Genomic DNA, 25,876 nt, shown 5'->3' with positions numbered 1-25,876 from the left:
TTGGCCGGTTGTCCAGCGGCAGGGTCTCATCCGGGGTTCCTAGGATGGGCGGATGATGACGGGCAGCACGGGCACGCCGCAGCGGCAGGGCACTTTCTTCATCAGCTACTCCCCGGCCGACGAGGCATGGGCCTCCTGGATCGCCTGGACGCTGGAGGAGGCCGGCTTCCGCACGGTGATCCAGGCCTGGGACTTCGTCGCGGGCAGCAACTTCATCGACTACATGGACCGTGGCGTCAGCGAGTCCGTCGCGGTCATCGCCGTCCTCTCACGGCACTACCAGGGCTCGCGGTACGGGCGGATGGAGTGGCAGGCGGCGTTGCGGTCCGAGCCGGACCAGCCCGACCGCAGACTGCTGACCGTGCGCGTGGACGAGGCGCCCATCGAGGGGCTGCTCGCGACGATCACCTACGTCGATCTCGTCGGCGTGCCCGACGCGCGCACCGCACGCGGGCTGCTCCTCACCAGGGTGGAGCAGGCCCTGGACGGCCACGCGCGCCCCGTCGACAGCCCCTCGTATCCGGGCGGGGGGCGCACCGTGTCCGCCGCCGTGCCCGCGCAGTCCTGGCGGCAACCGCTGACCGGGGGCGCCGAAAGGGGCGGACGCCGGCGGCCGGACGCGGCCCCGCACTACCCTCCGGCGGTGCCGGGCGGCACGCACCAGGAAGCCGTGAACATCCTGCACCTCGCGGGACCCGAGTTCGGGCGCGGCCGTGAACCCGAGGAACTGCTCCGCGACGTCCAGAGCGGGCTGATCGAGCTACGGGACGGCGGCGCCCCCTCACCGGACCTGGTCCTCGTCTCCGGCGACGTGACCGCATCGGGCTCGCCCCGCAACTGCATGCAGGCGCGCGACTTCCTGACCGGGCTGCGCGCGCAACTCCGGCTCGCCCCGCACCGCGTACTCGTCGTGCCGGGCAACCAGGACGTCAGCGACGCCGCCTGCCAGGCGTACTTCCACAGCTGCGAGGCCGACGAGATCCGTCCGCAGCCGCCCTACTGGCAGAAGTGGCGGCACTTCGGGCGGCTGTTCGACGAGCTGTACCAGGGACTCGACACGGTCTTCGGCTCGGACCAGCCGTGGACGCTCTTCCCCGTACCGGAACTGCGCACGGTCGTCGCCGGCTTCAACTCCTCGATCGCCCGGACACACCGCTTGGAGGACCGGTACGGAATGGTCGGGCGGGCGCAGGCCGCGTGGTTCGCGGAGGCGCTCCGCCAGTACGAGGAGGAGGGCTGGCTCCGGGTCGGGCTCGTCCGGCACCCGCTCCTCCCTCCCTCCCACGGCGGCAGGGGCCCCGGTCCGGGCGGCGCCACCGGGGAGGTGACCGGACCGCTCCGCGACACCGATGTCTTCCAACGGCTCCTCGCGCCCCGCCTCCACCTCCTTCTGCACGGCCCCGCCGGGGACGGCAGGGACCAGAACGCCACGCCGGTCCACGCCGAACTGCCCTCCGCCACCGGCGCCCTGCCCCTTCTCGGGGCCGCGGGACCAGGGCGGTTCAGCCTCCTGCGGATCGACGGGCAAGGGGTCGAGCGGTGGACGCCCCACGAGGAGGGCTCCACCGCCGAGCCGGTCGTCCACCCGGTCGAGTGGCGCTCCGCGCCCCGCTTCACCGACGACACCGGTGACGAGGAGATCCCCGCGCACGGATCGGCGCACTCCGACAACCGCACCGTCAACGACCCGGGCGCCCAGCTCGCCGAACGGGTCAAGGACGTCCTGCGCGCCCGGCGCCCGGACGTGCGCCTGCGTGACGTGCGCCCCGTCGAGCCCGAGGACCTGCCCCAGATCGCCGCCGCCTGGGACGAGGACGGCGTCGTGCGGCTGCTGCGCCTCGCGGTGCAGCCCGGCACCCCCACCGACGATGATCTCGACCGCCTGCTCGCCCTGGCCCACGCCGACGACTCGGGCACCGATGCCGAGCTGGTGTACGCGGGAGAGCGGCCCGGGGCCGGGCTGCGCGAGCGCGCGGCGCGCCGGGGCGTACGGGTGCGCAGCTTCCTGGAGCTGCAAGGCCTCATCGACCTGCGGGGCTACGTCGCCGCGCAGACGGCGGAGCTCTCCGCCGCCGGGCCCTACGCCCCCGAGCTGTACCTCCCCAGCGCTACCGCGACGAGGTGCACCCGGGCGACGAGGAGGGCGAGGATCTCGTCGAGGAGATGCTCCGCCTCCTGGAGACCGACCAGGGGCGCGTGCTCCTCCTCCTCGGCAGCTTCGGCCACGGCAAGACCTTCGCACTGCGAGAGCTGGCCCGTCGCATCCCCGAACGCCTTCCGCACCTGGCCCCGCTGCTCATCCCCCTCCGCTCGCTGGACCGCTCGCACAGCCTCGAAGGTCTCGTCGCCGCCCATCTCGCCAACCGCGGCGTCGACGTCATCGACCTGCGCGCCCTGCGCTACATGCTGCGCCAGGGCCGCGTCGTCCTCCTCTTCGACGGCTTCGACGAACTGGTCAACCGGGTCAGCTACGAACGCGCGGCCGAGCACCTGCACACCCTCCTCAAGGCCGCGGTCGACCACGCCAAGATCGTCGTCAGCGGCCGTACCCAGCACTTCCGCTCCCGTGACCAGGTCCTGACCCCGCTCGGCGAGCAGGTCGGGCTCCTCCCGCAGCGACGGCTCCTCTCCGTCGAGGGCTTCGCGCCCCACCAGATCCGGCGCTACCTCACCAACCACTACGGCGACGACGCCGCGGCCGCGCGCCGGTACGAGCTTCTCCTCGGCATCCCCCGACTGCTCGACCTGTGCGGCAACCCCCGGCTGCTCAGCTTCGTGGCCGCGCTCGACGAGCAGCAGATCCGGGCCGTCGCACGCTCGGAGGGGACGCTCAGCGCGGCCCGGCTGTACGAGGACATCTTCAGCACCTGGCTCCGCTTCGAGGAACGGCGCGGGCAGGGTGGCCCCGGCGCCGCGCCGGGGCTGGAGCTGGACCAGCTGTGGCGGTCCGTCACCGCGCTGGCCCTGCGCCTGTGGGAGAGCGGGCGCAGCAGTCTCCGCCTCGACGAGCTGACCCAGATCGTCACCGAGACGTTCGGGCAACGCGGCGACGGGACGTTCTTCGCACAGGAGGCACAGGCGGTCGGCGCGGGCACCCTCCTCGTCCGGGTCGACGACGGCATCTTCCACTTCATCCACGAGTCGGTCATCGAGTGGCTGGTGGCGAGAGAGACCGCGCGGCGTCTCGGCCAGGGCGACGACACGCTCCTCACGAAGTGGGAACTCTCCCCGCTCGCCGTGGAGTTCTTCTGCGACCTCGCGGAGTCGGAGCGGATCAAGGACTGGGTGCGGCGCACCCTGGAAAGCCCCGGGCAGAGCACGGGAGAGGGGACCGGAGGGACCGCCGGCACCGGGCGAGCGGGCACGGCCCCGGACTCCGCCGCGGCCTCCACCGAAGCCGCCCGTACCAACGCCTACCGCATCAACCGCCGGCTCCGGGTGCCGGCCGACATCGACCTGCGCGGCGTGCACTTCCCCGGCGAGGACCTCTCCGGCCGCGATCTGTCCAGGCTCGACCTCACCGGAGCCAACCTCACGGACGCCCAGCTCACCGGGGCCAACCTCTCCGGCGCCACCCTGCGGGGCGCCCGCCTCGCCGGGGCCCGGCTCGACGGCACCGACCTGAGCGGGGCCGACCTCCGCCACGCCGACCTGCGCCGCTCACGGCTCATCGGCTCGGACCTGCGCGGAGCGCGGCTCACCGGGAGCCGCTGGCGGCGCGCCGTCCTCATCCGCACCGAACTCGACGACGAGGCGGCCCGGTCACAGGAGCTGGCCACCGCGACCATCGCCCCGGGGGTGCCTCTGGAGACGGTGCTGCGCCCCGCCTCCGTCAGCGTCCCCTACGGCTTCAGCCGGCAGCAGGGGCGGCTGCCCGAGCCCGTCGCGTACAGCCCGGACGGGGAACTCCTCGCGGCGGGCAGCCAGGACGGCAGCGTCCTGATCTGCGCACCCGAGAACGGCGAGGCGCTGCGCGTCCTGCACGGCCACACCGACCGGGTCTACGCCGTCCGGTTCCGGGACTCCGTCCTCGCGACGGGCAGCGCGGACGGCACCGTACGCCTGTGGGACCCGGTGTCGGGCCGCTGCCGTGCCACGCTCCTCGTCCACCCGGACGGCGTCTGGCCGATCACGCTGAACCCGGCGGGAACCGTGCTCGCCACGGGTGACGGCGACGGCGTCGTGCGGCTGTGGGACACCGCGACCGGCGAACGGCTGCACACGTTCCCCGGGCACACCGTCCTCGTCTACACGACCGTCTTCAGCCCCGACGGGCGCACCCTCGCCACCGGCGACAGGAGCGGCACCGTGCGGCTGTGGGACACGGTGACGGGAGAGCTCCTCGCCAGCCTTCCGGAACACGACGGCTCCGTGTTCCGCGTCCGGTTCAGTCCGGACGGCAGCCTCCTCGCCACCGCCGACGAAGGTGTCGGCGACCGCGGGACCGTACGGATCTGGCGCGCCGGTGACCAGCGGCTCCTGCATGAGCTGCGGGGCCACTCGGGCCGCGTCTACACCCTCGACTTCCATCCCGGGGGCGACCTCCTCGCGAGCGGCGACACGGACGGCGGGGTCCGGCTCTGGAACCCGCGCACCGGGCTGCCGGGGCCGCCCCTCGAACAGGGCTCGGGCGGGGTCTACCAGACCGTCTTCGCCACCGACGGCCGCCTCCTGGCGGCCTGCCACTCGACCGGTGCCGTCCGCCTGTGGCAGCTCTCGGAGAACCACGGGGGGTACGAGGCCGTATCCGAGCGCCTTCAGCCGACCCCGCACCAGGGCTCGGCCTGGTCGTGCCGGTTCCGGCCCGAGGACACCCAGCTCGTGACAGCCGGGGACGACGGCGTGGTGCAGATCTGGGACGCGGCGACGGGCCAGGGCAAGCCGATCCTGCGCGGGCACGGCCGACGGGTCAACGCGGTCTCCTTCGACGCGTCGGGCAGCCGCCTCGCGAGTGCGGGAAGCGACGGGATCGTACGCCTGTGGGACGTGCGCACGGGGCGCCGTCTGCACGAACTCGTCGGCCGGGGCGACCGGTTGACCTCGGCCGTGTTCAGTCCCGTGGGCACCGTCCTGGCCACGGCGGGCAGCACGGGGCACGTCTACCTGTGGGATGCCGAGGGCGGCACGTTTCTGCGCGAGCTGGACGTCGAGACCGACCGCACCTGGGCCGAGGCGTTCAGTGCGGACGGCGAGCAGATCGCCACGGCCAACGACGACGACTCGGTCAGCCTGTGGCGGCGCGCGACCGGCTCGCACGACCTCCATCTCGACGGCCACGAGGGCCGGGTGCGGTCCGTCGCCTTCGCCGAGGACGGTGCCTCCGTCGCGACAGGCTGCGACGACGGCCGGGTGCGTATCTGGCACACCCACGACGGCGCACTCGCCCAGACCCTGCGCGGCCATGGCGACCGTGTCTACGCCGTGGCCTTCGGCCCCGGCCTCTCCTGGCTCGCGAGCGCCTCGTGGGACGGCACGGCGGTGATCTGGCGCGACGGTGTCGCCCGGCACGTGCTGCGCCATCGCACGGGCAAGCTCTGGACGGCGGCCGCGCACCCCTCACTTCCGCTGCTCGCGACGGCCGGCGACGACCGGGTCATCCGGCTCTGGGACCCGGAGACGGGGGCGGAGGCGGGTCTCCTGCCGGGGCACAGCGGGCGGATCTACTCGCTCTCCTTCAGCCCGGACGGGCTCCACCTCGCGAGCGCGGGTGACGACGGGACGGTCCGGCTGTGGCGGGTGGGCGCGGACCCGGGCCCGGCCGGTGCGGAGGCCGTGACACCGAAGGCCACACTCGTCGGCGTGCCCGGAGGCTGGGCGGCCTTCACACCGGACGGGGGTTACAAGGCCGAGGGCGAGGTGGCGGGTGAGTTCTGGCATGTGGTGGGCATGACGAGGTTCACCGCGGGGGAACTCGACCGGCACCTGCCGGGGGCACGGAGGCTGGCCCAGGGTGAGGAGCTGTGACGCCGGGGCCCGGCCGGGTCGGAGACGGGTGCCGACGAGCGCCCGGCACGCCGCGATGGTCGGGGGCGGGCGGAACCAGCTCAGGAGGCTGAGGACGGCATCACCGCGGAAGGGTGTGCGGCGGCCCTGCCACGTGGCCGGAATTCGGCAGGCGGGCTCTCCGTGCGGCATCCTGCGCGGGGGCGGAGTCACCGTCGCCCCTTCCGTCCCCACCCCGGAGAACCCATGACCGCCGCCACCGGCCCCCGCCGCCCCGCCCTCCTGCTCGTCACCGACCTCGCCTACGAGGCGCGCGGGCGGCGCTACTGCGACGAGGACATCTTCCTGGCGTCCCGGCTGCGCGAGGCGTTCGACGTCGCGCTCTGCCACCCCCGGGACGCGGCCGCGCTGCTGGGCCGCTTCGACCTCGCCCTCGTACGCAACAGCGGGCCCGTCCTGCACTACCAGGAGGCGTACGACGCGTTCCGGGCACGGGCGCTGGAACTGGGCGTGCCCGTGTACAACCCGTTGGACGGGCGCGGGGACATGGCGGGCAAGGAGTATCTGGTGGAGCTGAGCCGGGGCGGGTTTCCGGTGATACCGACGGTGGACCGGGTGGCGGATCTGGGGCTGCTGCCCGAGGCGGGGGCGTACGCGGTGAAGCCGAAGCTGGGGGCGGACTCGGTGGGGCTGCGGTTCGTCGGCCCGGCGGAGGTCGCGGGCGAGCTGGAGCGGGAGGGCGAGGGGGTGCTGCTCGTGCAGCCCCGGGTGGACTTCCGCTACGAGGTGTCCTTCTACTTCGTCGACCACGACTTCCAGTACGCGCTGTACGCGCCGGACCCGGAGCGGCGGTGGGTGCTGGAGCCGTACGCGGCCGACGCGGCGGACCTGGCGTTCGCCCGGCGCTTCGTCGAATGGAACGCGCTCGACCACGGCATCCAGCGGGTCGACGCCTGCCGCACGGAGGAGGGCGGCCTGCTCCTGGTGGAGTTGGAGGACCTCAACCCCTACCTCTCGCTGGACCGGGTGGACGAGGAGGCCCGGGAGGCGTTCGTCGCGCGGTTGAAGGCTTCGATCGCCCCACTGATCGGCTGACGCCCGTCCGGACTGCCCCCGCATGCGGGCGGCGGGGGCCGGTGTGAGGGTGCAGAGGTGACCACTGCCAGCGAGCAAGCCCCCGCCGCGCAGAGTGCCGCCGCGCCGCCGCCCGTCCTCGACCGGCGGCGGCGCAACATCGTCTTCGCCACGATCGTGCTCGGCATGCTGCTGGCGGCGCTGGACCAGACGATCGTGGGCACGGCCCTGCCGACGATCGTCTCGGACCTGGGCGGCGCCGCGCACATGTCGTGGGTGGTCACCGCGTATCTGCTCGCCGAGACGGTCGCCACCGTGCTGGTCGGCAAGTTCGGTGACCTGTTCGGGCGGAAGCTGGTCTTCCAGGTCTCGGCGATCATCTTCATCACCGGCTCGTTCCTCTGCGGCCTCGCCTCCGACATGCTGCTGCTGATCATCTGGCGCGGGATGCAGGGCATCGGCGCCGGCGGCCTCATGGTCACGTCGATGGCGCTGATCGCCGATGTGATCCCGCTGCGCGAGCGGGGCAAGTACCAGGGCGCGATCGGGGCGGTCTTCGGTATCTCGACGGTGATCGGGCCGCTGCTCGGCGGGCTCTTCACCGACCATCTGACCTGGCGCTGGGCGTTCTACGTCAATGTGCCGATCGCGATCGTCGTGGTGATCGCCGCCGCCCGGAACATCCCGTCCGTGAGGGCGGCGGGGCGGCCGGTCATCGACTACGCCGGTATCGCGTTCGTCGCGGTCGGCGCGAGCGCGCTGATCCTCGCGACGAGCTGGGGCGGGAACGAGTACGCCTGGGGTTCGCCCATGATCATCGGGCTGTTCGTCGGCGGGATCATCGCCCTGACGCTGTTCTGCCTGATCGAGACGCGGGCGAAGGAACCGATGCTGCCGATGCGGCTGTTCCGGAACCCGGTCTTCACCGTCTGCTCCGTCCTCAGCTTCATCGTGGGCTTCGCGATGCTCGGGTCGATGATCTTCCTGCCGACCTACCTCCAGTACGTCGACGGGGACTCGGCGACCCTCTCGGGCGTCCGGACCCTGCCCCTGGTCGCCGCCCTGCTGGTCGCCTCGATCTTCAGCGGCACCGTGGTCAGCAAGACCGGCCGCTACCGCCTCTTCCCCATCGCCGGAACGCTGATCATGGCGGCCGGGCTGTTCCTGCTCTCCCGGATGGGGCCCGACAGCGGGGTGTGGGTGGAGTCGCTCTACATGGTGGTCCTGGGGCTCGGGATCGGACTCGCCATGCAGGTGCTGACGATCGCCGTGCAGAACACGGTCGACTACGCGGACCTGGGCACGGCGACCTCGGGCGTGACGTTCTTCCGCACGCTCGGCAGCGCCTTCGGCACGGCCGTGTTCGGGACGATCTACGCCAACGCGCTCAAGCCCAACCTCACCGACGGGGTGGCCCAGGCGGTGGCGGCGGGCGGCGACCCGGCGTCCTTGGCCCGGGCATCGGAGAGCCCGCAGGCCCTGCACGCGCTGCCCGCGGCCCAGGTGGAGCCGCTGGCACAGGCATACGCGCAGACGCTGCACACCGTGTTCCTCTGGACCGTTCCGGTGGCGCTCATCGGCTTCGTCGTCGCGCTGTTCCTCAAGGAGGTGAAGCTGCGGGACTCGGCCCGGCTCGCCTCGACGGACATGGGGGACGGCTTCGCCCAGCCCGGCAGCGGCGACTCGGAGAAGCTCCTGGAGATCGCGGTGGCCTCGATCCTGCACGGCGCCGGTCCGGAGACGGCCCGGCGCATCACGGCCGGGTCCGACACCCGGCTGGACATGGCGGGGGCCTGGGCGGTGATGCAGGTGGACCTCTTCACCCGGCTGGTCGGCCACGCGGGGCTGCGGCTGATCGCGACCCGGCACCGGCTGCCCCCGGAGGTGCTGGTCCCCGTCTTCGACCGGATGATCGAGGAAGGCTACCTCACCGGGGACGGCCGGATCTTCTCCCATACGGCGGCGGGCCGGCGCGAGGCGAACGTGATCTCCGACGCCTGGGGCCGCTGGCTCAACGAACGCCTCGCCGAGGACGGAGCCCGGCCCGACGACGCCCAGCTCCGCATCGCCGTGGACATGATCGCGAAACGGCTGCTGGCGGAGGACCTGGCCCAGGAGCTGTCCCCGGCACCCCACCCGGGCGGCTCCACGCGGGTCGGGGCGCCGGCCTGAACCGCCGGGTCAGACGTGGTCCCAGGAGCGGGGGCGGGTCTGCGCCTCCCACTCCGTACGGAGCAGGCCTAGGAGCGCGGTGTCGTGGCGCCGGCCCCGGTGCAGGCAGGAGGAACGGCGTACGCCCTCCTGCGTGAAGCCGGCCTTCTTCAAGGTGGCGAGGGAGGCCGCGTTGTCGGTGTGGGTGACGGCTTCCACGCGGTGCAGGGGCAGTTCGCCGAAGGCCAGGTCGGTCAGGGCGGCCAGCGCGTCGGCGCCGTGGCCCTTGCCCCGGTGCTCGGGGGCGAGCAGCAGGTAGGCCTCGGCCGTGCCGTCGACGAAGTCCTCGTCGGTGAGGGCTGTGTGGCCGATGGGGGTGTCGTCCGGGAGCAGGATGAGGAAGTCGTCGCGGGTGCGGTCCTCGATGTACGAGACGAGCCGTTCACGGAGGTCGTGGAGAGGGCCCGGCCAGAGCCCGATCTCCTGGGCGGCGACCGGGTCGGCGCGCCAGCGCTGGATCAGCTCGGCGTCGTCCGGCTCCACGGGGGTGAAGGCCAGGTGCTCGCCGCGCCAGATTCGTTCCCGTGCGGCGTACGGCGCTGCCTCTTCGTCCTCGTCCATGCGCGGATCGTACAGACGCTCCCGCCCTGGCCGGAAAGGGATTTCGGGCCCGGGCCCGGCGCGCGCAACGGGGCTGAGTCCCGGTCCCGGTCTCAGTCGACGAAGACCGCCGTCGCGTAGACCCAGGCGCCCTCGTGGCGGGCGAAGCGGCTCTGCTCGTGGAGGGAGTCGGGGCGCCCGTCGTCGGTGTAGTGGGCGCGGAAGGTGACGGTCCCCGTGGAGTGGAACGCGCTGCCCTCGGTGGTGTCCAGGATCTCCAGCCCCGTCCAGCGCATCGCGGGGTCGAAGTCGACGCCCGGCGGCCGGGTCGCCGGGTGCCAGGTGCGCAGCAGGTACGCCGCGTCCTGGACGGCGAAGGCCGCGTACCGGGAGCGCATCAGGGCCTCGCAGGTCGGAGCGGCCGCGCTGCCGGAGTGGCAGCGGCCGCAGCACTCCCCGTACGTCGCGGTCAGGCCGCAGGGGCAGGGCGAGGCGGGGGTGATGCGCGGGGCGGCGGGCTGCCGGGGGCGGGAGGTGCGTCGTGACATGGGTCCATTGTCACCCGGGCCCCGCCGCGAACCGGCGGCGGTACTCCGTGGGCGTCAGCCCCGTACGGCGGCGCAGTTGCGTCCGCAGGTTGGTCGCCGTGCCCAGGCCGCTCGTGCGGGCGATCACGTCCAGGCGGTCCTCGCCGCGTTCCATCAGGCGGCAGGCCAGGGTGGTCCGCTGCTCGGTCAGCCAGGCCAGCGGGGTGGTGCCGAGCTGGGCCCGGAAGCGGCGGTGGAGGGTGGCGGGGCTCACGGCCGAGCGGGCGGCGAGCGCGGAGACGTCCAGGCCCTCGGTCAGGTGCTCGGCGGCCCAGTCCAGGAGCGGGGCGAGCGAGGCGTCGGCGACCTCGGGCAGCGGGTGATCGATGAACTGGCGCTGGCCGCCGTCCCGGTGCGCCGGGTGGACCAGCCTCCGGCTGACGGCCGCCGCGATCTCGGCCCCGTGGTCGGCGCGGATGAGGTGGAGGCCGGTGTCCAGGGCGGCGGCGCTGCCCGCCGCGGTGATCACCTGCCCTTCGTCGACGAAGAGGACGTCGGGCCGGAGGTCGACCCGCGGGTACCGGGCGGTGAAGGCCGACGCCCAGCGCCAGTGCGTGGTGGCGCGCCTGCCGTCCAGGACTCCCGCGGCGGCGAGCGTGAACGTGCCCGTGCAGAAGCTGACCAGCCGGGCACCGCGCTCGGCGGCCCGCCGGATCGCGGCCAGGACCTCCGGGGCGGGGTCCTCCAGCGGGTCGGGCCGGTTGGGGACGATGACGGTGTCGGCACGGTCCACGGCGTCGAGTCCACAGACGCCGGAGAGCTGGAAGAAGCCCGCGTGCATCCGGACCGTGGGCGTGGGCGAGCAGAGCGTGAAGTCGTACCAGCCGACCGGCAGCTCGGGGCGGCGCAGGCCGAAGAGTTCGGTCGCCACACCCATCTCGAAGGGGTTGGAGCCGGCCGAGACGATCATGACGACCCGGTGCGAGGATTCTTTCGCCATATGCGATTCGTAGCACTCACAGGCGCGGCGGTCCACCGCCGACCATGGGTGCATGACCACGGAGACGGCACGACCCGGTACCGAACCGATCCTGCTCCGCGATGCGCTGGGCTCCTTCGACGCGCTGTGGAGCCCGCGCATCATGACCCGCGTCAACGACTACGACGTACGCGTCGCCAGAGCCCTCGGCGAGCACGTCTGGCATGTACACGAGAACACGGACGAGTTCTTCCTGGTGGTGGAGGGCACGCTGGAGATCGACCTGCGCGAGGGGGACGGGCAGGAGGAGCGGACCGTGACGCTCCCCCCGGGCGCGGTCTTCGTCGTGCCGCGCTCCACCTGGCACCGCCCGCACTCGGCGGACGGCGCCTCGCTGCTGCTCTTCGAACCTTCCGGTACGTCGACGGTGGGCGACGCCCACGATCCCGTACCGGACCACGTGGACGCGACGACGGGCCACGCGCTCACCCGGGAGGAGGGGCGGCCGGATCAGGGCTTGCGCGCGACGCCCGCGTAGCCCGGGATCGGCTCGTCGCCCGCTACGTCGATGACCTCGCCGAGCTCCGGACGCCAGTCGGCGGAGAGCGAGACACCCGGCTCCACCAGCTCCAGGCCGTCGAAGAAGGCGGCGAGCTCGGCCCGCGAGCGGGGACGCAGGGTCATCCCGCGCTCCCTGTACATGGCGCGTGCCTGCGCGGCACCTTCCGGGTCGAAGTCGCCGGTGGTGTGTGAGAGCACCAGATAACTGCCGGACGGGAGCTGCTCCACCAGCTTGTCGACCAGGTCGGCCGCGCCGTCCTCGTCGTCGATGAAGTGCAGCAGGGCCAGCAGCGAGAGCGCGATCGGCTGGTCGAAGTCCAGGACCTTTCCGGCCGAGGCGAGGATCGTCTCCGGCTTGCGGGCGTCGGCCTGGATGTACTCGGTGGCGCCCTCGGGGGTGGAGCGCAGCAGGGCCGCCGCGTGGGCGAGGACGATCGGGTCGTTGTCGCAGTAGACGATCCGCGCGTCGGGGGCGGCCCGCTGGGCGATCTGGTGGAGGTTCGGCTCGGTGGGTATGCCGGTGCCGATGTCCAGGAACTGGCGTACGCCCTTCTCGGCGAGCCAGCGGGTGGCCCGGTGCATGAACGCCCGGTTGACCCGGGCCATGTCCCGGCCCCGGGCGTCCAGCTCGAGCAGCTGCCGCGCCATCTGTTCGTCGACCGGGTAGTTGTCCTTGCCGCCGAGGAACCAGTCGTACATCCGGGCGGGATGCGGCCTGCTCGTGTCGATCTCGATGGCTCGGGGGTCTGGCCCGGTCATGGCGCACTCCGTGGATCGGGGTCGGACAGGATATGTGGTGGTGCGTCAGGTGAGGAGGAAATCCGCCTGACCCGACTTGGCGCCCTGGATGAACGCGGCGATCTCGCCGTTGGAGTAGATGAGCGCGGGGCCGTCCGGATCGGCGGACTGGCGCACCGCAACCCGGCCGTCCGCGAGCTTCATGGCCTCGATGCAGTTGCCCCCGTTGCCACCGCTCCAGGGCTTGTACCAGCCTTCGGAGCCCAGGTCGGCGGCCGGCATGCCGTTGTATATATGGTTCATCACAGCTCCTTGCGGAAGTCCCGGAGGATTTCCTTCGTGCGTTGTGCAGTTGCGGCCTGAGCCGCCATGCGGTCCATGACTTCGAGGTACGAGGCCACCTCGGGGCGGGCGTCGAAATAGACCGCACCGGTGAGGTACTCGCTGAAGACCATGTCCGGGAGTTCGGGTACGGCGAAGCGGAAGAGGACGAACGGCCCGTAGGTGCCCGGGTGGTGGCCGCTCGCGAACTCCGCCATCTGCAGGGTGACATGGGGCAGCTCGGTGGATTCGAGCAGCTTGTCGATCTGGGCGCGCATCACCTGTGGGCTGCCCACCGGCCGCCGCAGGACGGTCTCGTCCATGATCACCCACAGCCGGGGCGCGTCGTCCTTGACGAGCAGGGACTGGCGCTCCATCCGCAGGGCGACGTGGCGTTCGATGTCCTCGGGCCGGGTCTGGCCGACGGCCCCGGTACGCATCACGGAGCGCGCGTAGTCCTCGGTCTGGAGCAGCCCGGGGACGAAGTGCGGCTCGTACATACGCAGCAGGCCGGCGGCGCCCTCCAGACTGACGTACATGCTGAACCAGTCGGGCAGGACGTCATGGAACCGCTGCCACCAGCCGGGCTTGTTGGCCTCCTCGGCCAGTTCGACGAAGGCCTCGGCCTCGTCGTCGGCGACGCCGTAGGCCTTCAGCAGCAGCTGGACATAGGGGATCTTGAGGCCGACCTCGGCCGTCTCCATCCTGCGTATCGTCGCGGGAGCGACCCTGAGCACCTTCGCCGCCTGGTCACGGGTCAGGCCGACGCGCTCCCGCAGATCCTGCAGGCGCTTGCCGAGCACGACCTGGCCCACGGTCGGGGCGGACCGCGGTTCGCTCACTTCAGACCTCCCCATGCGCTGTTTTGCGAGCAGTGTGCCACGCGTGCGCCCCCGACGACACAGCCACTCTGAAAATTTCAGAGTGCCCCTTGCCAAGTGTCCTCGACAGGGGGAGAGTTGGCTGTCGAACCAGTTCGCTCAGTCATGACCGCTCCTCTCACGCCGGGGAACGACGCGTGACGCAGCCCCCACTGTGAGGAATCGGTCGTGGCACCTGGCAGTGCGCTCATCCCCCGGCTCATGGACCTCAGCCCCGGGACGGAAGCGCTCCGTTACTGCTTCGCGCTGCCCGCGCACCCCGAGTCGGTGGCCGGTGCCCGGCAGCTGACCCGGGCCCGGCTGGAGAGCTGGAAGCTGGGCGCCGATGTGTACGACGCGGCCGTTCTCATCGTGTCCGAGCTGGTCACCAACGCGGTCGTGCACACCGCCAGCACCCGCGTGGTGTGCGAGCTGCGGTGCCTCGGCAGACGTCTGCGGATAGCCGTCCAGGACCAGGGTCACCAGCCCGGCGGCCCGCGGCTGCGCCGCTGTTCCGACGACGAGCACGGGCGCGGCCTGCTGCTGGTCGACACGATGAGCAGCTCCTGGGGCTCCCATGACGCGGGCGACCACTCCGGCCGCATCGTGTGGGCGGAGCTGCAGCACGGCGTGGAGCAGCCATGCTGAGGAACGCGCTGTCCCGGCTGCGCGGTGCGCCGCGCCCGAGGACGGACGAGGAGGCCCGGGGCGTCCGGGTGCAGTTGTCGCTGCCGCCCTCGATGTCGGCCAGCCTGGGGTGCGACGCGGTCGGTGTGCCCGCGCGGCACGGCTTCCGGCTGATGTCCACCTCCCGCGCACCGGCTGTGTGTTCGCCGACGCGGACCGCTGGTGGTGGATCGTGCCGGCCGGCTCCGACCTGGATCTGGACTGGCCCGAGCAGGTGATGTACGCCAGGGGCGCCGACGTCCCCGCCGTGCGCCCCCGTCTGATCCACTCGCCGGACGGCCTCACCCCGTACACCCCGCCCATCCCGCTCTTCTTGATGGTCTGCCAGGTGGCGGGAGTTGCGCCGACCTGGGCCAGGAGCGTCGTCCCCGCCCCCTGAGCAGGGCCCCTGCCTCTAGGGTTTGTCGAGGTAGGAGAGTTGCGGGTGGGCCTCGACGTATCCGTCCACCAACTGCCGCGCCACCGCGACGGAGTCGACCAGCGGGTGCAGCGCGAACGCCCGTACGGCCGCCGCCCGCGACCCGCTGCCCGCCGCCTCCAGCACCGCGCGCTCCACGGCCTTCACCGCGGTGACGAGACCGACGGCGTGGTACGGGAGCGGCGAAACGGCCACCGGGTGCGCTCCGTTGGCGTCGACCAGGCACGGCACCTCCACCACCGCGTCCGCGTCCAGCGCCGAAAGGGCCGTGCCGTTGCGGACGTTGAGGATCAGCGAGGTGCGTTCGTTGCGGGCGACGGCCCGCATCAGCGCGAGGGCGACCTGTTCGTAGCCGCCGGACTCCAGGTCGCTCTCCTCGCGCTCCCCCGCCCCGGCGACGTCCCGGTTCTCCGCCATGTACGTGGCCTCGCGCTCGGCGCGGGTGCGGTCCCAGGTGGCCAGGGCCGGGGTGCCGGGCTCCCGCATCCGGGCGTAGAACCCCTCCTGCTGGTCGCGGAGGAAGGCGCCCCGGGTCTGCTCGGCCTCCTGGTAGGAGCGGACGGCCTCACGGTTGAAGTAGTAGTAGTGCAGATACTCGTTGGGGATCGCCCCCAGCGACCGGAGCAGCTCCGCCCCGAAGAGCCGACCCTCCTCGAAGGAGTCCAGCAGCGCCGGATCCGCGAGCAGCCGGGGCAGTTCGTCCCGCCCGTCGACGTACAGGCCCCGCACCCAGCCGAGGTGGTTGAGCCCGGCGTAGTCGATCCAGGCCCGGCCGGGGTCGGCGCCCAGGACCCGGGCGATGCGGCGGCCGAGCCCGACCGGTGAGTCGCAGATGCCGATGACCCGGTCGCCGAGGTGGCGGGACATCGCCTCGGTGACCAGTCCGGCGGGGTTGGTGAAGTTGATGGTCCAGGCCTGGGGGGCGAGCCGGGCGATACGCCGGGCCAGGTCGACGGCGACGGGGACGGTGCGCAGTCCGTACGCGATGCCTCCGGCACCGACCGTCTCCTGGCCGAGCACACCCAGGTCCAGGGCGACCCGCTCGTCGGCGGCCCGCCCGGCCAGTCCGCCGACCCGGATCGCGGAGAAGACGAAGTCGGCACCGCGCAGCGCCTCGTCCAACTCGGTGGTGGCGACGACGGCGGGCGCGTCCGCGATGCCGCGGGCCTGTTCCTCCAGGACGCGGGCGACGGCGGTGAGCCGGTGGGCGTCGGTGTCGTACAGGGTGACCCGGGAGACGCGGCCCTCGGCATGATCGCCGAGCAGGGCCCCGTACACGAGAGGCACCCGGAATCCGCCACCGCCAAGAATTGTCAGCTTCACGCTGGTCGATGGTACGGGGGTGCGCCCCGCGTACGTCGGCGGCGGCACCGGACCCCGCGTACGGGTCAGGTGCCGCCGCCGGAGCGGGTCAGTAGCCGCTCCACCAGCGGGAGACCGCCTGCCAGAGCCGGGCGGGCGCGGCCGGGCGGCGCCGGCCCGGGATCACGGCCGCACCGGGCGCCGGCTCACCGGCCGCCGGCGCGTCCGCAGGGGCCGGGCGGGGCTGCGGGGCCGCGCCCGGGGCGTGGGCGGGTTGCGTCCCCGCGAGGGAGTGCACCGGCTCGGGGACCGGGCGGGCCGGTGAGGAGATCTCCCAGTCGCCGCTCGGGCGGGCGGCGCGGGCCATCACCGAGAGCGGGTCGGAGTCCAGCTTCTGCTGCGGGCTCGGCGCGAACTTCACCGGCAGCTCCACCAGATGGCGGGACATGATGTTGCCCACCCAGCGCAGCTCGCTCTCCTCGACGCCCAGCTCCAGGTCGGGCAGGCGCATCAGGAGCGCGTCGACGCCCACGTCCGCGATCGCTCGGCCGATGTCCTGGCCGGGGCACTCGTGCGGGCCGCCGCTGAACGCGAGGTGGGCGCGGTTGCCCTCCATGTTGGCGGTGAGGTCGGGGCGGACCGCGGGGTCGGTGTTGGCCGGGGCGATGCCGACGAGCAGGGCGTCGCCCGCCTTGATCCGCTGGCCGCCCAGCTCGGTGTCGCCGACCGCCCACCGGCCGAAGACGGCGGTGAAGGGCGGCTCGTCCCAGAGGGTCTGCTCCACCGCCTCGGGCACGGTCATATGGCCGCCGCTGAGCCGGGCGCGGAAGCGCGGGTCGGTGAGGACCATGCGCAGCACGTTGGCGATGAGGTTGGCGGTGGACTCGTACGCCGCGATCAGGATGAGGCGCAGGTGCTCCACGACCTCGATGTCGGTCATCGTGGCGGGATGTTCGACGAGCCAGGAGGCGAAGTCGGGGGCCGGTTCGGCGCGGCGGCGCTCCACCAGCCGGGTCAGCACCCCGACGATGTAGGCGTTGCTGGCCACGGCGGTCTCGGTGCCGCGGGTCATGTCGCGGGCCGCCTGGACGAGCCGCTCGTCGTACTCCTCGGGCATGCCGAAGATCGCGCACATCACCATCATCGGCAGATGGTCCGCGAACTGGCTGACCAGGTCGGCGCTGCCCTTCTCGGAGAACTCGTTGACCAGGCGGTTACTGAAGCGGTTGATGTGGCGGCGCACGCCCCGGGTGTCGATGCGCTCCATGCTGTCGGTGACCGCGCCGCGCTGCCGCTCGTGCTTGGCGCCGTCGGCGAAGACGCAGACGGGCTGCCAGGTGAAGATCGGGGCGAGCGGGTGGTCCGGGGCGACGCTGCCGTCCTGGAGGGCCCGCCAGCGCCGGGAGTCCCGGGAGAACTGCGACGGGGTCCGGGTCAGGTGGAGGTTCTCGCTGTGGCCGAGGACCAGCCAGGCGGGTACGTCGCCGTGGAGCAGGACCGGGGCGACCGTGCCGTGTTCGGCGCGGAGCTTGGCGTAGAGGCCGGCGGGGTCGTTCTCCGCCTCGGGGCCGTAGAACCGGCGCAGGCCACCGGGGCCGATGCCGAGGTTGTGGGCCGGGCACTGGGGCGGCGGGGCGGCGCCGGGCTCGTGGTGGAAGGGGGTTGTCACTGTGGCTCCAGGGATCAGGACGGCCAAGGGGCGAGCGCAGGTGGGCAGGGCGTACGAGGGTGGCGCGCGCCGGGGGAACGGCGCGCGCCCCAGGCGCCGGGACGGCCGGGAACCGTCCCGGGGCCGACGGGACGTCGGGCTGCGGGAGCGGCCGGAACCGCTGCCACGGGACGGGGCGGGGCGAGCGGCCGGAACCGCTCCCACGGCCCGTCAGGCGAGCGGGACGGCCAGGCTGTGCAGATAGCGCATAAGGGTCATCAGCACATCCCGGCTGGAGGCCCGCAGCCGGGCGTCGCAGTCGATCATCGGGACCTCGTCCGGCAGGTCGAGGGCTCTGCGCAGGGCCTCGACCGGGTGGTGCGGTGCGTCGGGGAAGGTGTTGACGGCCACCACGAACGGCACGCCGCGCTCCTCCAGGCGGCCGATGACGTCGAAGCTGACCTCCAGCCGCCGGGTGTCGATGAGGACGACGGCGCCGAGGGCCCCTTCGAAGAGGCCGTTCCACAGGAACCAGAAGCGTTCCTGGCCGGGGGTGCCGAACAGGTAGAGGATCAGCTCCTCGCTGAGGCTGATCCGGCCGAAGTCCATGGCGACCGTGGTGGCGGTCTTCGTCTCCACCCCGGCGTTGTCGTCCACGCCGACGCCGGCCTGGGTCATGGTCTCTTCGGTCGTCAGAGGCCGGATCTCGCTGACGGAGCCGACCATGGTCGTCTTGCCGACCCCGAACCCGCCCACGATCACGACCTTCACCGCGGCGGTGGCCGTGGTCGGGAGGACGTCCTCGCTGCGGGGTCCGGTGATCGTGTCAGAGCTTCTGAAGTCCATGCATCACCGCTTCGAGAAGGGACCTGTCGGGGAGTGTGGCGCGGACGACCGGCGCACGCGACTCGATGAGTTCGGTCGCGAGGAGATCGCTCAGGAGCGAGGTGACCACGCTGAACGGCAGGCTGAGGTAGGCGGAGATCTCGGCGACCGATAAGGGCGCCTGACAGAGCCGCAGGATCGCGGCCTGCTCCGGCTGGAACGTCGGCGAGGGCTCGGCCTGCGCGACGACCATCGTGACCAGGTCGAGTGCGGCCCGCTCACTGTCGTCGAGATCACCGGTGATCACGTACAGCCGTTCCGGATCGCTGAGCGCCGGATCGGTCGTGCGGCGTTCTCGTCGGGGTCCGCTCATCCGGACTGCCCGCCGTGGCGGGGCGGGCTGGTCAGGTGGGCACCGATCCGCACGACCATGTCCCGCATCCTGGCGCCGACCAGACCGGCGTCCACGGTCTCGCCCGCGAGCACGGCCAGATAGGCGCCGGTCCCGGCCGCCATCAGGTAGAAGAAGCCGCCGGTGACCTCGATGACGACGAGCTTCATCAGACCGTCGCTGTGCGGGATCTCGGTGGCCACGGCGGCGGCCAGGCTCTGCAGCCCGGCGCAGGCCGCCGCCAGCCGGTCGGCGACATCCGGGTCGCCGCCGTGCATGGCGATGCGCAGCCCGTCCGAGGAGAGCACCACGATCTGGTGGATGCTCGGCACGTCGTCGGCCAGCTCCTTGAGCATCCAGTCCATGTTTCCCCGCTGCTGGATCACTTCAGGTCTCCCTTGTCCCACGCGTCATCGGAGTCTTCGCCGTGCTTCGGTTCCTGCGGTACGCCGTTGACGGCCTTGGTGAATGCCTCCAGCCAGAGGCCGGGCGGCTTCTCGCCACCGGAACCACCGGGTCCGCCGGATCCGCCGTCCGGGTGCCCGCCCCGGCTGGGCAGCCCCCCGTTGACGGGGGCGGGTGCGGGCGGGGGCTGCTGCGGCAGGTTGTGCGAGCCGAGCGGGGCGCGGCCCCGGCTGCGGCGCTGCGGCAGTCCGTTCTCGGTCCACTCGGTGACCACCGGGACGTCGTCCTCCACGGCCGGTGCGGGCGCGACCGGTCGGGCGGCTGCCGGGGCGCCGGCGGGAGCCGGTGCGACCGCGGAGGGCACCGGGCCGGTGGCGGCGGGCTTGGGCTTGCGCTTTCCGGGCGGCGGCACCACGTGCTGGAGCTGCGACATGTCCAGCGAGCTGGTGGGCCGCGAGGTGGCGCCGATGCCGTGGGCGATGCCCGGGGCGGGTCCGGTGGTGATCATGTCGCGCGGCACGATGAGGACCGCGCGGACGCCGCCGTACGCCGACTGGCGCAGCGACACCTGGAGCTGGTACATCCGGGAGAGGCGTCCGACGACGGCCATGCCGAGCCGCGGGGACTCCCCGAGGTCGTTCATGTTGATGCCGGCCTGGGCCTGGGCGAGCATGTTCTCGGCCCGGGCGCGGGCCTCCTCGCTGAGGCTGACGCCGCCGTCCTCGATCTCGATGGCGATACCGGTCTGCACCTCGACCGCGGTGACGTGCACCCGGGTCTGCGGAGGTGAGTAGCGGGTCGCGTTGTCGAGGAGTTCGGCGCAGGCGTGGATGAGCGGCTCCACCGAGGTGCCGACGATGGCGACCTTGGCGATCGAGTGCAGATCGACGCGCTGGTACTCCAGGATGCGGGACATCGCACCGCGCAACACGCTGAACAGCGGTACGGGTTTGGGCCACTGGCGGCTGGGCCTGGCCCCGCCGAGAACGGCGATGGAGTCGGCGAGCCGGCCGATCAGCGCGGTGCCGTGGTCGATGCGCAGCAGGTCGTCGAAGACCTCGGGGTTACGCCCGTAGTGGTCCTCCATCTCCCGCAGCTCACTGGCCTGTCGGTGCACGATCGCCTGGACGCGGCGGGCGACGCTGACGAAGGCGCGCTGGGCGGAGTCACGCCGGGCCTCCTCGTTGTCGATGACTTCGAGGACCTGGTAGATCTGCTCGCGCAGCGCCTTGGGCAGATGCCGGTTGGCCACGTCCGCGTCGACGATGTCGCGCATGACCTCCTCGGGCGAATTGCCCACCCGCAGCCGCCGGATGGCGGCGGGCATGACCTCCTTGGTCAGCCGCACGGTCTCGGAGTCATGGCTGAGGATGCGGTGTTCCAGGTAGGCGACGCGCTGTTCGTACTCCGCGCGCTGGGCGGCCATGGCGTGGCTGCGGCGGTGCAGCGCCACGGTGAGCACGGCGACCACGAGCGTGGTGATCGCGCCGCACACGGCGACTGGTATCCGCGCGGCCGGGACCACCAGGGCCGCCCCGGCGGCGGTGGCGCCGGCCAGCAGGACCACGGGCGGCAGGACTACGCGGACGACGGGGACTTCTCTGTCGGTCGGCGGTGATTCAACACGGACCATCTAAAACCCTCTGGCGGTTGATTCCGGGATGTATACGCACGTGAGCGGAGACTCATGAACAAGTGCTCGAATTCGCATCAACTCGACTTCACTGCGCGTGAGCTTAGCCAGATCAGAACAGGGGATCGGCATATTCACCCAACCCCCTGCGGGAGCCCGTGAAGAGGAATACACTCGCCAGTTTTCGCACGCACCGCTGTGGAGCGTGTGCATGGAGTGACGGAGGCCGAAAATCGACCACGTACCCACTCCCCCGTACCGACCAGCGGGACAACGGGGAGCCCGTACGAGGTGATAACCGGTCAATACATCCTCCCCGGAACCGACTTCGTACCGCATAACAGGACAGAGGCACAGGCGATCGAACCGGATCGAAAGGAGCAGATTCCTGAACACGCGGAGGGTGAACCGGAAAATCGCCGCGCTGACGCGTATACAGCCACGGTCCTCCCGCACCCGCCGAGCACTCCGCGCGTACGGTGCCGCAGCGGGGATCATGGCGGTCGACACCGCCGCGCGACGGCGTCGGCGGGCACCCGGAGTGACGAGAGGGAGCGGGCGGAACCATGACGGCGACAGGTGACTACACGATCGCTTCGCTGGATACGGGGCTCCGCGCCATGCGGCTCTTCCTCACCCATGACACCCTCACCGTCACCGAGGCCGCCGAGCGCCTCGGTGTCGGACGGTCCACCGCACACCGGGTGCTGACCACCCTGGAGAGCCGGGGGTTCGCGATCCGGGACACCTCGGGGCGCGGCTACGCGGCGGGCCCGGAGCTGGTGCGGCTCGGCCGGCCGGCCGGTTTCGGCCGCGCGGCCCGCGACCGGCTGGGGCCGGTGCTGGCGGACGCGGCCCGGCGGACCGGTGAGACGGTGTGGAGTGCGGCGCTCATCGGGGACCAGGTCATCGTCACCGACGGCCGTGAGTCGCCCCATCCGGTGCGCGTGGCACTGGAGTTGGGGCGCACCGGTCCGGCCCACGCGGGGTCGGGCGGGCTGCTGCTGCTCTCCCGGATGACGGCGGATCAGGTGTGCGCGCTGTACCCGTGCGAGGAGCTGGAGCCGGTCACTTCGGCGACGCTCACCTCGCGGACGGCTCTGCTGCACGAGCTGGTGCTGGTCCGTGAGGCCGGCCACGCGGTCAGCCGGGGCGCGTCCGTCCCGGGCATGACCACGGTCGCCGTCTCCCTGGCCGGGTCCAGCTGGCGGGACCGGCTCGCCCTGGTGGCCGCGGCCCCGGCGGACCGTTCGGACGATGTGACGCTGGCCGAACGGGCGGAGCGTCTAAGGGAGTCGGCGGCGCTGCTGGCACCGGCGCCTCCGGACTGACCCCGTACGAGCGGGTCGCTCAGCGCCGTGCGGCTGGGCGTGTCCGTGCAGCTTGCTCAGCGGCGCGCTCCGCCGATCCGCCCCTCCAGCTGCACCAGCAACTCGCTGAGCCGGGAGCCCAGTTCATCCCGGCTCCGCTCGTCGAGACCCGAGAGCACCACGCGCTCGTAAGCGAGTTGCTCGGGGAGCAGCCGGTCCACCAGCGTACGGCCCTCGCCGGTGAGGCGGACGTGGGCCACCCGGCGGTCGCGTTCGTCGCCGCGCCGGTCCACCAGGCCGCGTTCCTGGAGGGCCCGCAGCCGCTTGGTGACGGCGGCGCCGGAGGAGAAGGTCTCCCGGGCGAGCTCGCCCGGGGTGAGTTCCCGGTCGGTACGGCGTACGGCGCCGAGGAGGTCGAACTCGGCGCGGGTCAGTCCGGCTGAGCGCAGCGGGGCGTCCTCCGCCTGCTGGAGCAGGGCGGCGCAGCGGTTGATCCGGCCGATGATCTCCATCGGTCCGGTGTCGAGATCAGGGTTGACGGTCTGCCACTGCCGCACCACCGAGGCCACGATGTCGTCGGTCACTCCGCTCCGTTCTCCAGGGCCAGGGCCGCTGCGTCGCGCCGCGTCTCCGGGGCACGGACCGCCGGGCCCAGCCGTTGTGCTGTCGCGGCGAGCGTACGGTGTCCGGCCTGCTCAGCCGCGAGAAGCTCCTGCTCGGGCAGGGCGCGTTGCCACCACTCCCCCGCCGCGGTGTCGGCGGCTTCGCGGAGTTCGACGAGGCTCGCGGTCAGCGCGCGGCGCGCCCGCGCCCGCTCGGCGTGGGGGCGCCCAAGGGCCCGTTCCGCTTCCGTACGGGCCTGCGCCGTGGCTTCGAGGGCCCGGTCGACGCGGCCCGCCGCCCGCCGGTTGGTGACGAGCGTGGCCGCGAGGAATCCGGCGAGCGCCCCGAGGACGGTGTCCAGGACCCGGTCCCCGATCAGCTCCCCGGGCGGGTGGGTGGAGCCGAACTCCAGGACCAGGAGGGCCATGGGGGTGACGGCGACGGAGCCGAGCCAGTAGTTCCGGGTGATCAGGGCCTCGGCGGCGAAGCTGAGGAAGAGGCAGCACAGGACGAGGGCGAGCGGGCCGGTGCGGGAGAGCGGCAGGACGGCGGCGAAGACCAGGACACCCAGGAGGTTGCCGAGGGTGCGCTGGAGGGTCCGGTTCCAGGTCAGGGTGACGTTGGCCTGGTAGAGGGAGGCGGCGGTGACGATCGCCCAGTAGGGGCGGCCGACGCCGAGGGCGGCGCAGAGATATCCGGCGAGCGCGCAGCCGATCAGCGTGCGGGCGGCGACGGGGAGCAGGTGCGAGCCGGGGCCGAGGCTTCGGAGGAGGGCGCGGCGGGCGGCGCGGCGGCCACCGGAAGCACGGCGGGCGGCGCGCTCGGCGTCGATGCCGTACAGCTCGTCGGCCGTGCCGGGTGCGGGTGGCGGTTCGGGGACGGGTCCCCGCGCGCGGGTCAGGGCGGCCCAGGCGCGCAGCCGTTCCGGGTCCGGCAGCGCAGTGGTCAGGGCCGTCTCGGCGTGCACCACCAGCCGTGCCAGGGAGCGGCGTACGGGGGTGGGCCGGCCGGAGGCGAGGAGGCACTGCCAGGCGGCGTGCACGGCCGCGGCCGCTGCGTGCCGGGTGCGGGGGCCGGGTGCGGCAGCGCAGTCGGCGGCCGCTTCGAGGGCGCGGGCGACGGCCCGGCGCTCGGGCCCCTCACGGCGGATCAGGGCGGGCCCCGTACAGACGATCCAGGCGACCGCGCCCGCCGCCAGGGTCAGGGCCAGGTGGGCCGGGACCTGGCCGAGGCGCTGCGGGGCGAAGAGGGCGGCGGAGCTGACGAAGGTGAGGATCACGTGGCCGGGCGGGCCGATCCTGGTCGCGTCGCACCCCGCCTTCTGGACGGCGGCGAGGAGGGCGCCGACCGCGATGAGTACGGCGGTGGAGTGCGTGAGCGAGGCGGTGACCAGCGCGGCGGCGAGCCCGGCGGTCATGGAGAGCACGACGCCCGCCACGGTCCTGGCTCGCCGGGCGTACGGCAGGCCGTGGCCGTACAGCGCGCAGAAGGAACCGGCCATCGTGTAGATGACGAGGTCGAGGCGGCCGATGGCCAGGAGCGTCAGATGCGGTACGGCGGAGGCGACGACCACGCTCAGGGCGGGCTTGAACCAGGTCTCCGAGGGGCGGCCGAGCCGGAGCGGGGCGGCGAGCGGAAGGCTGCGGACGGGGGACTGCCGGGGCCGGGTGGATGTATCACTCACCCATATACGTTAACAGGTATTACACCCGTAAAATACATGGACCTCGGCACAGCCCGGCGCCGGGTGAGTCCGTGGCCGCGGGCACGTCAGCCGAGGCCGCGGGCGTCCTGCTGAGCGCGGTGTCCACCGTCAGAGCCGTGGCCACGGCGAGGCTGAGCAGCGGCCCGGGCAGCCGCTGGTGGATCTGGAGCACATGGTTGCCGGCCGTCGTGAACATGGTCTTCGGTCGTGAACATGGTCTTCGCGAGGCCTTCCCAGGTCTTGGTGATCCGGGCGATCTCGGTGCCGTGCCGGTCGACGACGGCGAAGTTCCGGGCGCGCCAGTTCTCCGGCTCGGTCGCGCCGACCTGCACACCCCCGGCCGCCATCGCGACAGTGGTCCTGCCGATCCCGGCTGGTCGAAGAGCGGGCCGCCGGAGACGGCCGGCTGCTGCTGGGCGGGGATCGCCGCGGCGGCGACCGGGGCCTGCTGCCCGCCGGACGGGTGCGCGTGCTCGGTCCACCGGCTGCCGTCCCAGTAGCGCAGCGGCCGGGGCGCGCCATGAGGATCCGGGAACCAGCCCGCGGCTGTGTTCGACTGCGTGGTCGCTGGGGCACACTATCCCCCGGAATCGGTGACCCATATTCTTTGAATCTTCATACAGCTACTACGATGACGGGCCATGACCAGGGTGAGCGCTCGGACCGACCGGCAGCGGTGCCGCTCACGCGTGCCCGCCTCGCCGCTCTGGCTGCTCGCCCTGCTGTCGCTGCTCTTCTGCTGCTCGGTCGCCCCCTCGGCCGCGGCCACCGTGCCGGTGACCGCCGAGGCTCCGGGCCCGGCCCCCGTACGGACGCTGACACCGGTGGCCGGTCTGGCCGCAGAGCCGGTGGTCATGGCCGTCCCCGCCGAACGGGGGCTCGGGACCTCGTGCCACGGCGGGTCGACCCACTCGGCGGCCGTCGTGCTGCCGGTGCCGTCCGCCCCCGTGGCGCTCCCCTCCTCCGTGGCCGTCGTGCCCGTCGCCCCGCTGACCGGGTCGGCCGCGATCCGGGGGCCCTCCCATGACGGTGTCCACTCCGTCGATCAGCTGCGTCTCCAGGTTCAACGGATCTAGAGCCGGGTCCGCTCCCCCGTCGCCGTGCCTCGCGCCGGAACCGGGAGCGGCTGCCCGCATGCCCTGTTTCCCTCTGCTCTCCTGCACGACCGTCTGCCCTCCCCGCATCCGCTGAACGA

General features: G+C 72.6%; 21 protein-coding genes and 3 pseudogenes. 9 read left to right on the top strand and 15 right to left on the bottom strand.

Annotated elements, in window-relative coordinates; genetic code table 11:
* Positions 1–52: 52 nt before the first annotated feature.
* The 4 genes and pseudogenes from D6270_RS34085 to D6270_RS29565 all read left to right on the top strand — a co-directional run.
* Positions 53–1,972: pseudogene (locus D6270_RS34085) on the top strand (TIR domain-containing protein); the annotation flags it as partial.
* A gap of 149 nt (positions 1,973–2,121) precedes the next feature.
* Positions 2,122–5,964: a WD40 domain-containing protein gene (locus D6270_RS29575; protein WP_225976982.1), complete on the top strand. Its 3,843-nt coding sequence runs from the start codon at positions 2,122–2,124 to the stop codon at positions 5,962–5,964.
* Between the two features lie 225 nt (positions 5,965–6,189).
* Positions 6,190–7,038, top strand: a complete 849-nt coding sequence (locus tag D6270_RS29570; RefSeq protein WP_109162645.1) for an ATP-grasp domain-containing protein — start codon at positions 6,190–6,192, stop codon at positions 7,036–7,038.
* A 57-nt stretch (positions 7,039–7,095) separates the two neighbouring features.
* Positions 7,096–9,189 (top strand): MDR family MFS transporter, encoded by a 2,094-nt coding sequence (locus tag D6270_RS29565; RefSeq protein ID WP_109162646.1) that lies wholly within the window; start codon positions 7,096–7,098, stop codon positions 9,187–9,189.
* A 9-nt stretch (positions 9,190–9,198) separates the two neighbouring features.
* Here the strand turns inward: D6270_RS29565 and D6270_RS29560 are convergent, their stop codons facing one another.
* The 3 genes from D6270_RS29560 to D6270_RS29550 form a co-directional block, all read right to left on the bottom strand.
* Entirely contained in the window at positions 9,199–9,789 is a 591-nt protein-coding gene (locus D6270_RS29560) for a GNAT family N-acetyltransferase (protein ID WP_109162647.1), read from the bottom strand.
* Between the two features lie 92 nt (positions 9,790–9,881).
* On the bottom strand, positions 9,882–10,316 hold the full coding sequence (locus D6270_RS29555) for a YchJ family protein (RefSeq protein ID WP_109162648.1): 435 nt from the start codon (positions 10,314–10,316) through the stop codon (positions 9,882–9,884).
* A 10-nt stretch (positions 10,317–10,326) separates the two neighbouring features.
* The gene (locus D6270_RS29550; RefSeq protein ID WP_109162649.1) at positions 10,327–11,295 is read right to left on the bottom strand and encodes a GlxA family transcriptional regulator; all 969 of its coding nucleotides are present in this window, start codon (positions 11,293–11,295) and stop codon (positions 10,327–10,329) included.
* Positions 11,296–11,347: 52 nt separating this feature from the next.
* Here D6270_RS29550 and D6270_RS29545 point away from each other — a divergent pair, with 52 nt between their 5' ends.
* On the top strand, positions 11,348–11,812 hold the full coding sequence (locus D6270_RS29545) for a cupin domain-containing protein (protein ID WP_109162650.1): 465 nt from the start codon (positions 11,348–11,350) through the stop codon (positions 11,810–11,812).
* Here the strand turns inward: D6270_RS29545 and D6270_RS29540 are convergent.
* From D6270_RS29540 to D6270_RS29530, 3 genes are read right to left on the bottom strand one after another with little or no spacing between them, the layout of a single operon-like run.
* Positions 11,785–12,594 carry an SAM-dependent methyltransferase gene (locus tag D6270_RS29540; RefSeq protein WP_109162651.1) on the bottom strand — a complete coding sequence of 270 codons (810 nt, stop codon included), beginning with the start codon at positions 12,592–12,594 and terminating at the stop codon, positions 11,785–11,787. The genes D6270_RS29545 and D6270_RS29540 overlap by 28 nt on opposite strands.
* Positions 12,595–12,639: 45 nt before the next feature.
* Positions 12,640–12,876 (bottom strand): DUF397 domain-containing protein, encoded by a 237-nt coding sequence (locus D6270_RS29535; RefSeq protein WP_018513352.1) that lies wholly within the window; start codon positions 12,874–12,876, stop codon positions 12,640–12,642.
* Complete coding sequence (locus tag D6270_RS29530; protein ID WP_109162652.1) at positions 12,876–13,736, bottom strand: Sco1979 family transcriptional regulator; 861 nt, start codon at positions 13,734–13,736, stop codon at positions 12,876–12,878. Before D6270_RS29530 ends, D6270_RS29535 begins: the two co-directional genes overlap by 1 nt.
* 207 nt (positions 13,737–13,943) lie before the next feature.
* On the opposite strand from D6270_RS29530, the gene D6270_RS29525 reads away from it, so the two are divergent.
* Positions 13,944–14,402 (top strand): ATP-binding protein, encoded by a 459-nt coding sequence (locus D6270_RS29525; RefSeq protein ID WP_109162653.1) that lies wholly within the window; start codon positions 13,944–13,946, stop codon positions 14,400–14,402.
* Positions 14,396–14,820: pseudogene (locus tag D6270_RS29520) on the top strand (hypothetical protein). The gene D6270_RS29525 and the pseudogene D6270_RS29520 overlap by 7 nt, the downstream one beginning before the upstream one ends.
* A 15-nt stretch (positions 14,821–14,835) precedes the next feature.
* On the opposite strand, the gene D6270_RS29515 reads toward D6270_RS29520, so the two are convergent.
* The 6 genes from D6270_RS29515 to D6270_RS29490 all read right to left on the bottom strand — a co-directional run bounded on the left by D6270_RS29515 (position 14,836) and on the right by D6270_RS29490 (position 21,063).
* Positions 14,836–16,182 carry a 6-phospho-beta-glucosidase gene (locus D6270_RS29515; RefSeq protein ID WP_109162655.1) on the bottom strand — a complete coding sequence of 449 codons (1,347 nt, stop codon included), beginning with the start codon at positions 16,180–16,182 and terminating at the stop codon, positions 14,836–14,838.
* A gap of 88 nt (positions 16,183–16,270) precedes the next feature.
* The gene (locus D6270_RS29510; RefSeq protein ID WP_109162656.1) at positions 16,271–17,830 is read right to left on the bottom strand and encodes a cytochrome P450; all 1,560 of its coding nucleotides are present in this window, start codon (positions 17,828–17,830) and stop codon (positions 16,271–16,273) included.
* Between the two features lie 210 nt (positions 17,831–18,040).
* Complete coding sequence (locus D6270_RS29505) at positions 18,041–18,655, bottom strand: GTP-binding protein (RefSeq protein ID WP_003964952.1); 615 nt, start codon at positions 18,653–18,655, stop codon at positions 18,041–18,043.
* Positions 18,636–19,007: a DUF742 domain-containing protein gene (locus D6270_RS29500; protein ID WP_109162657.1), complete on the bottom strand. Its 372-nt coding sequence runs from the start codon at positions 19,005–19,007 to the stop codon at positions 18,636–18,638. Before D6270_RS29500 ends, D6270_RS29505 begins: the two co-directional genes overlap by 20 nt.
* Positions 19,004–19,411, bottom strand: coding sequence for a roadblock/LC7 domain-containing protein (locus tag D6270_RS29495; protein ID WP_109162658.1), 408 nt, complete (start codon positions 19,409–19,411; stop codon positions 19,004–19,006). The genes D6270_RS29500 and D6270_RS29495 overlap by 4 nt, the downstream gene beginning before the upstream one ends.
* On the bottom strand, positions 19,408–21,063 hold the full coding sequence (locus D6270_RS29490; protein WP_109162659.1) for a sensor histidine kinase: 1,656 nt from the start codon (positions 21,061–21,063) through the stop codon (positions 19,408–19,410). Before D6270_RS29490 ends, D6270_RS29495 begins: the two co-directional genes overlap by 4 nt.
* A 566-nt stretch (positions 21,064–21,629) precedes the next feature.
* On the opposite strand from D6270_RS29490, the gene D6270_RS29485 reads away from it, so the two are divergent.
* The gene (locus D6270_RS29485) at positions 21,630–22,394 is read left to right on the top strand and encodes an IclR family transcriptional regulator (protein ID WP_109162660.1); all 765 of its coding nucleotides are present in this window, start codon (positions 21,630–21,632) and stop codon (positions 22,392–22,394) included.
* Between the two features lie 56 nt (positions 22,395–22,450).
* Here the strand turns inward: D6270_RS29485 and D6270_RS29480 are convergent, their stop codons facing one another.
* The 3 genes and pseudogenes from D6270_RS29480 to D6270_RS29470 form a co-directional block, all read right to left on the bottom strand.
* Complete coding sequence (locus tag D6270_RS29480; RefSeq protein ID WP_109162661.1) at positions 22,451–22,957, bottom strand: MarR family winged helix-turn-helix transcriptional regulator; 507 nt, start codon at positions 22,955–22,957, stop codon at positions 22,451–22,453.
* Entirely contained in the window at positions 22,954–24,660 is a 1,707-nt protein-coding gene (locus D6270_RS29475; protein ID WP_109162662.1) for an FUSC family protein, read from the bottom strand. Before D6270_RS29475 ends, D6270_RS29480 begins: the two co-directional genes overlap by 4 nt.
* A gap of 86 nt (positions 24,661–24,746) precedes the next feature.
* Positions 24,747–25,246: pseudogene (locus D6270_RS29470) on the bottom strand (DUF2510 domain-containing protein); the annotation flags it as partial.
* 76 nt (positions 25,247–25,322) lie between these two features.
* Between D6270_RS29470 and D6270_RS29465 the strand changes: the two are divergent.
* Entirely contained in the window at positions 25,323–25,757 is a 435-nt protein-coding gene (locus D6270_RS29465; protein ID WP_109162663.1) for a hypothetical protein, read from the top strand.
* The last annotated feature ends 119 nt before the right edge of the window (positions 25,758–25,876 follow it).

Origin of the sequence: Streptomyces griseus subsp. griseus (genome assembly GCF_003610995.1) — a bacterium.
Lineage (GTDB): Bacteria > Actinomycetota > Actinomycetes > Streptomycetales > Streptomycetaceae > Streptomyces.
Note: the sequence above shows the minus strand (reverse complement) of the source record. Positions and strands in the feature narration are given on the sequence as shown.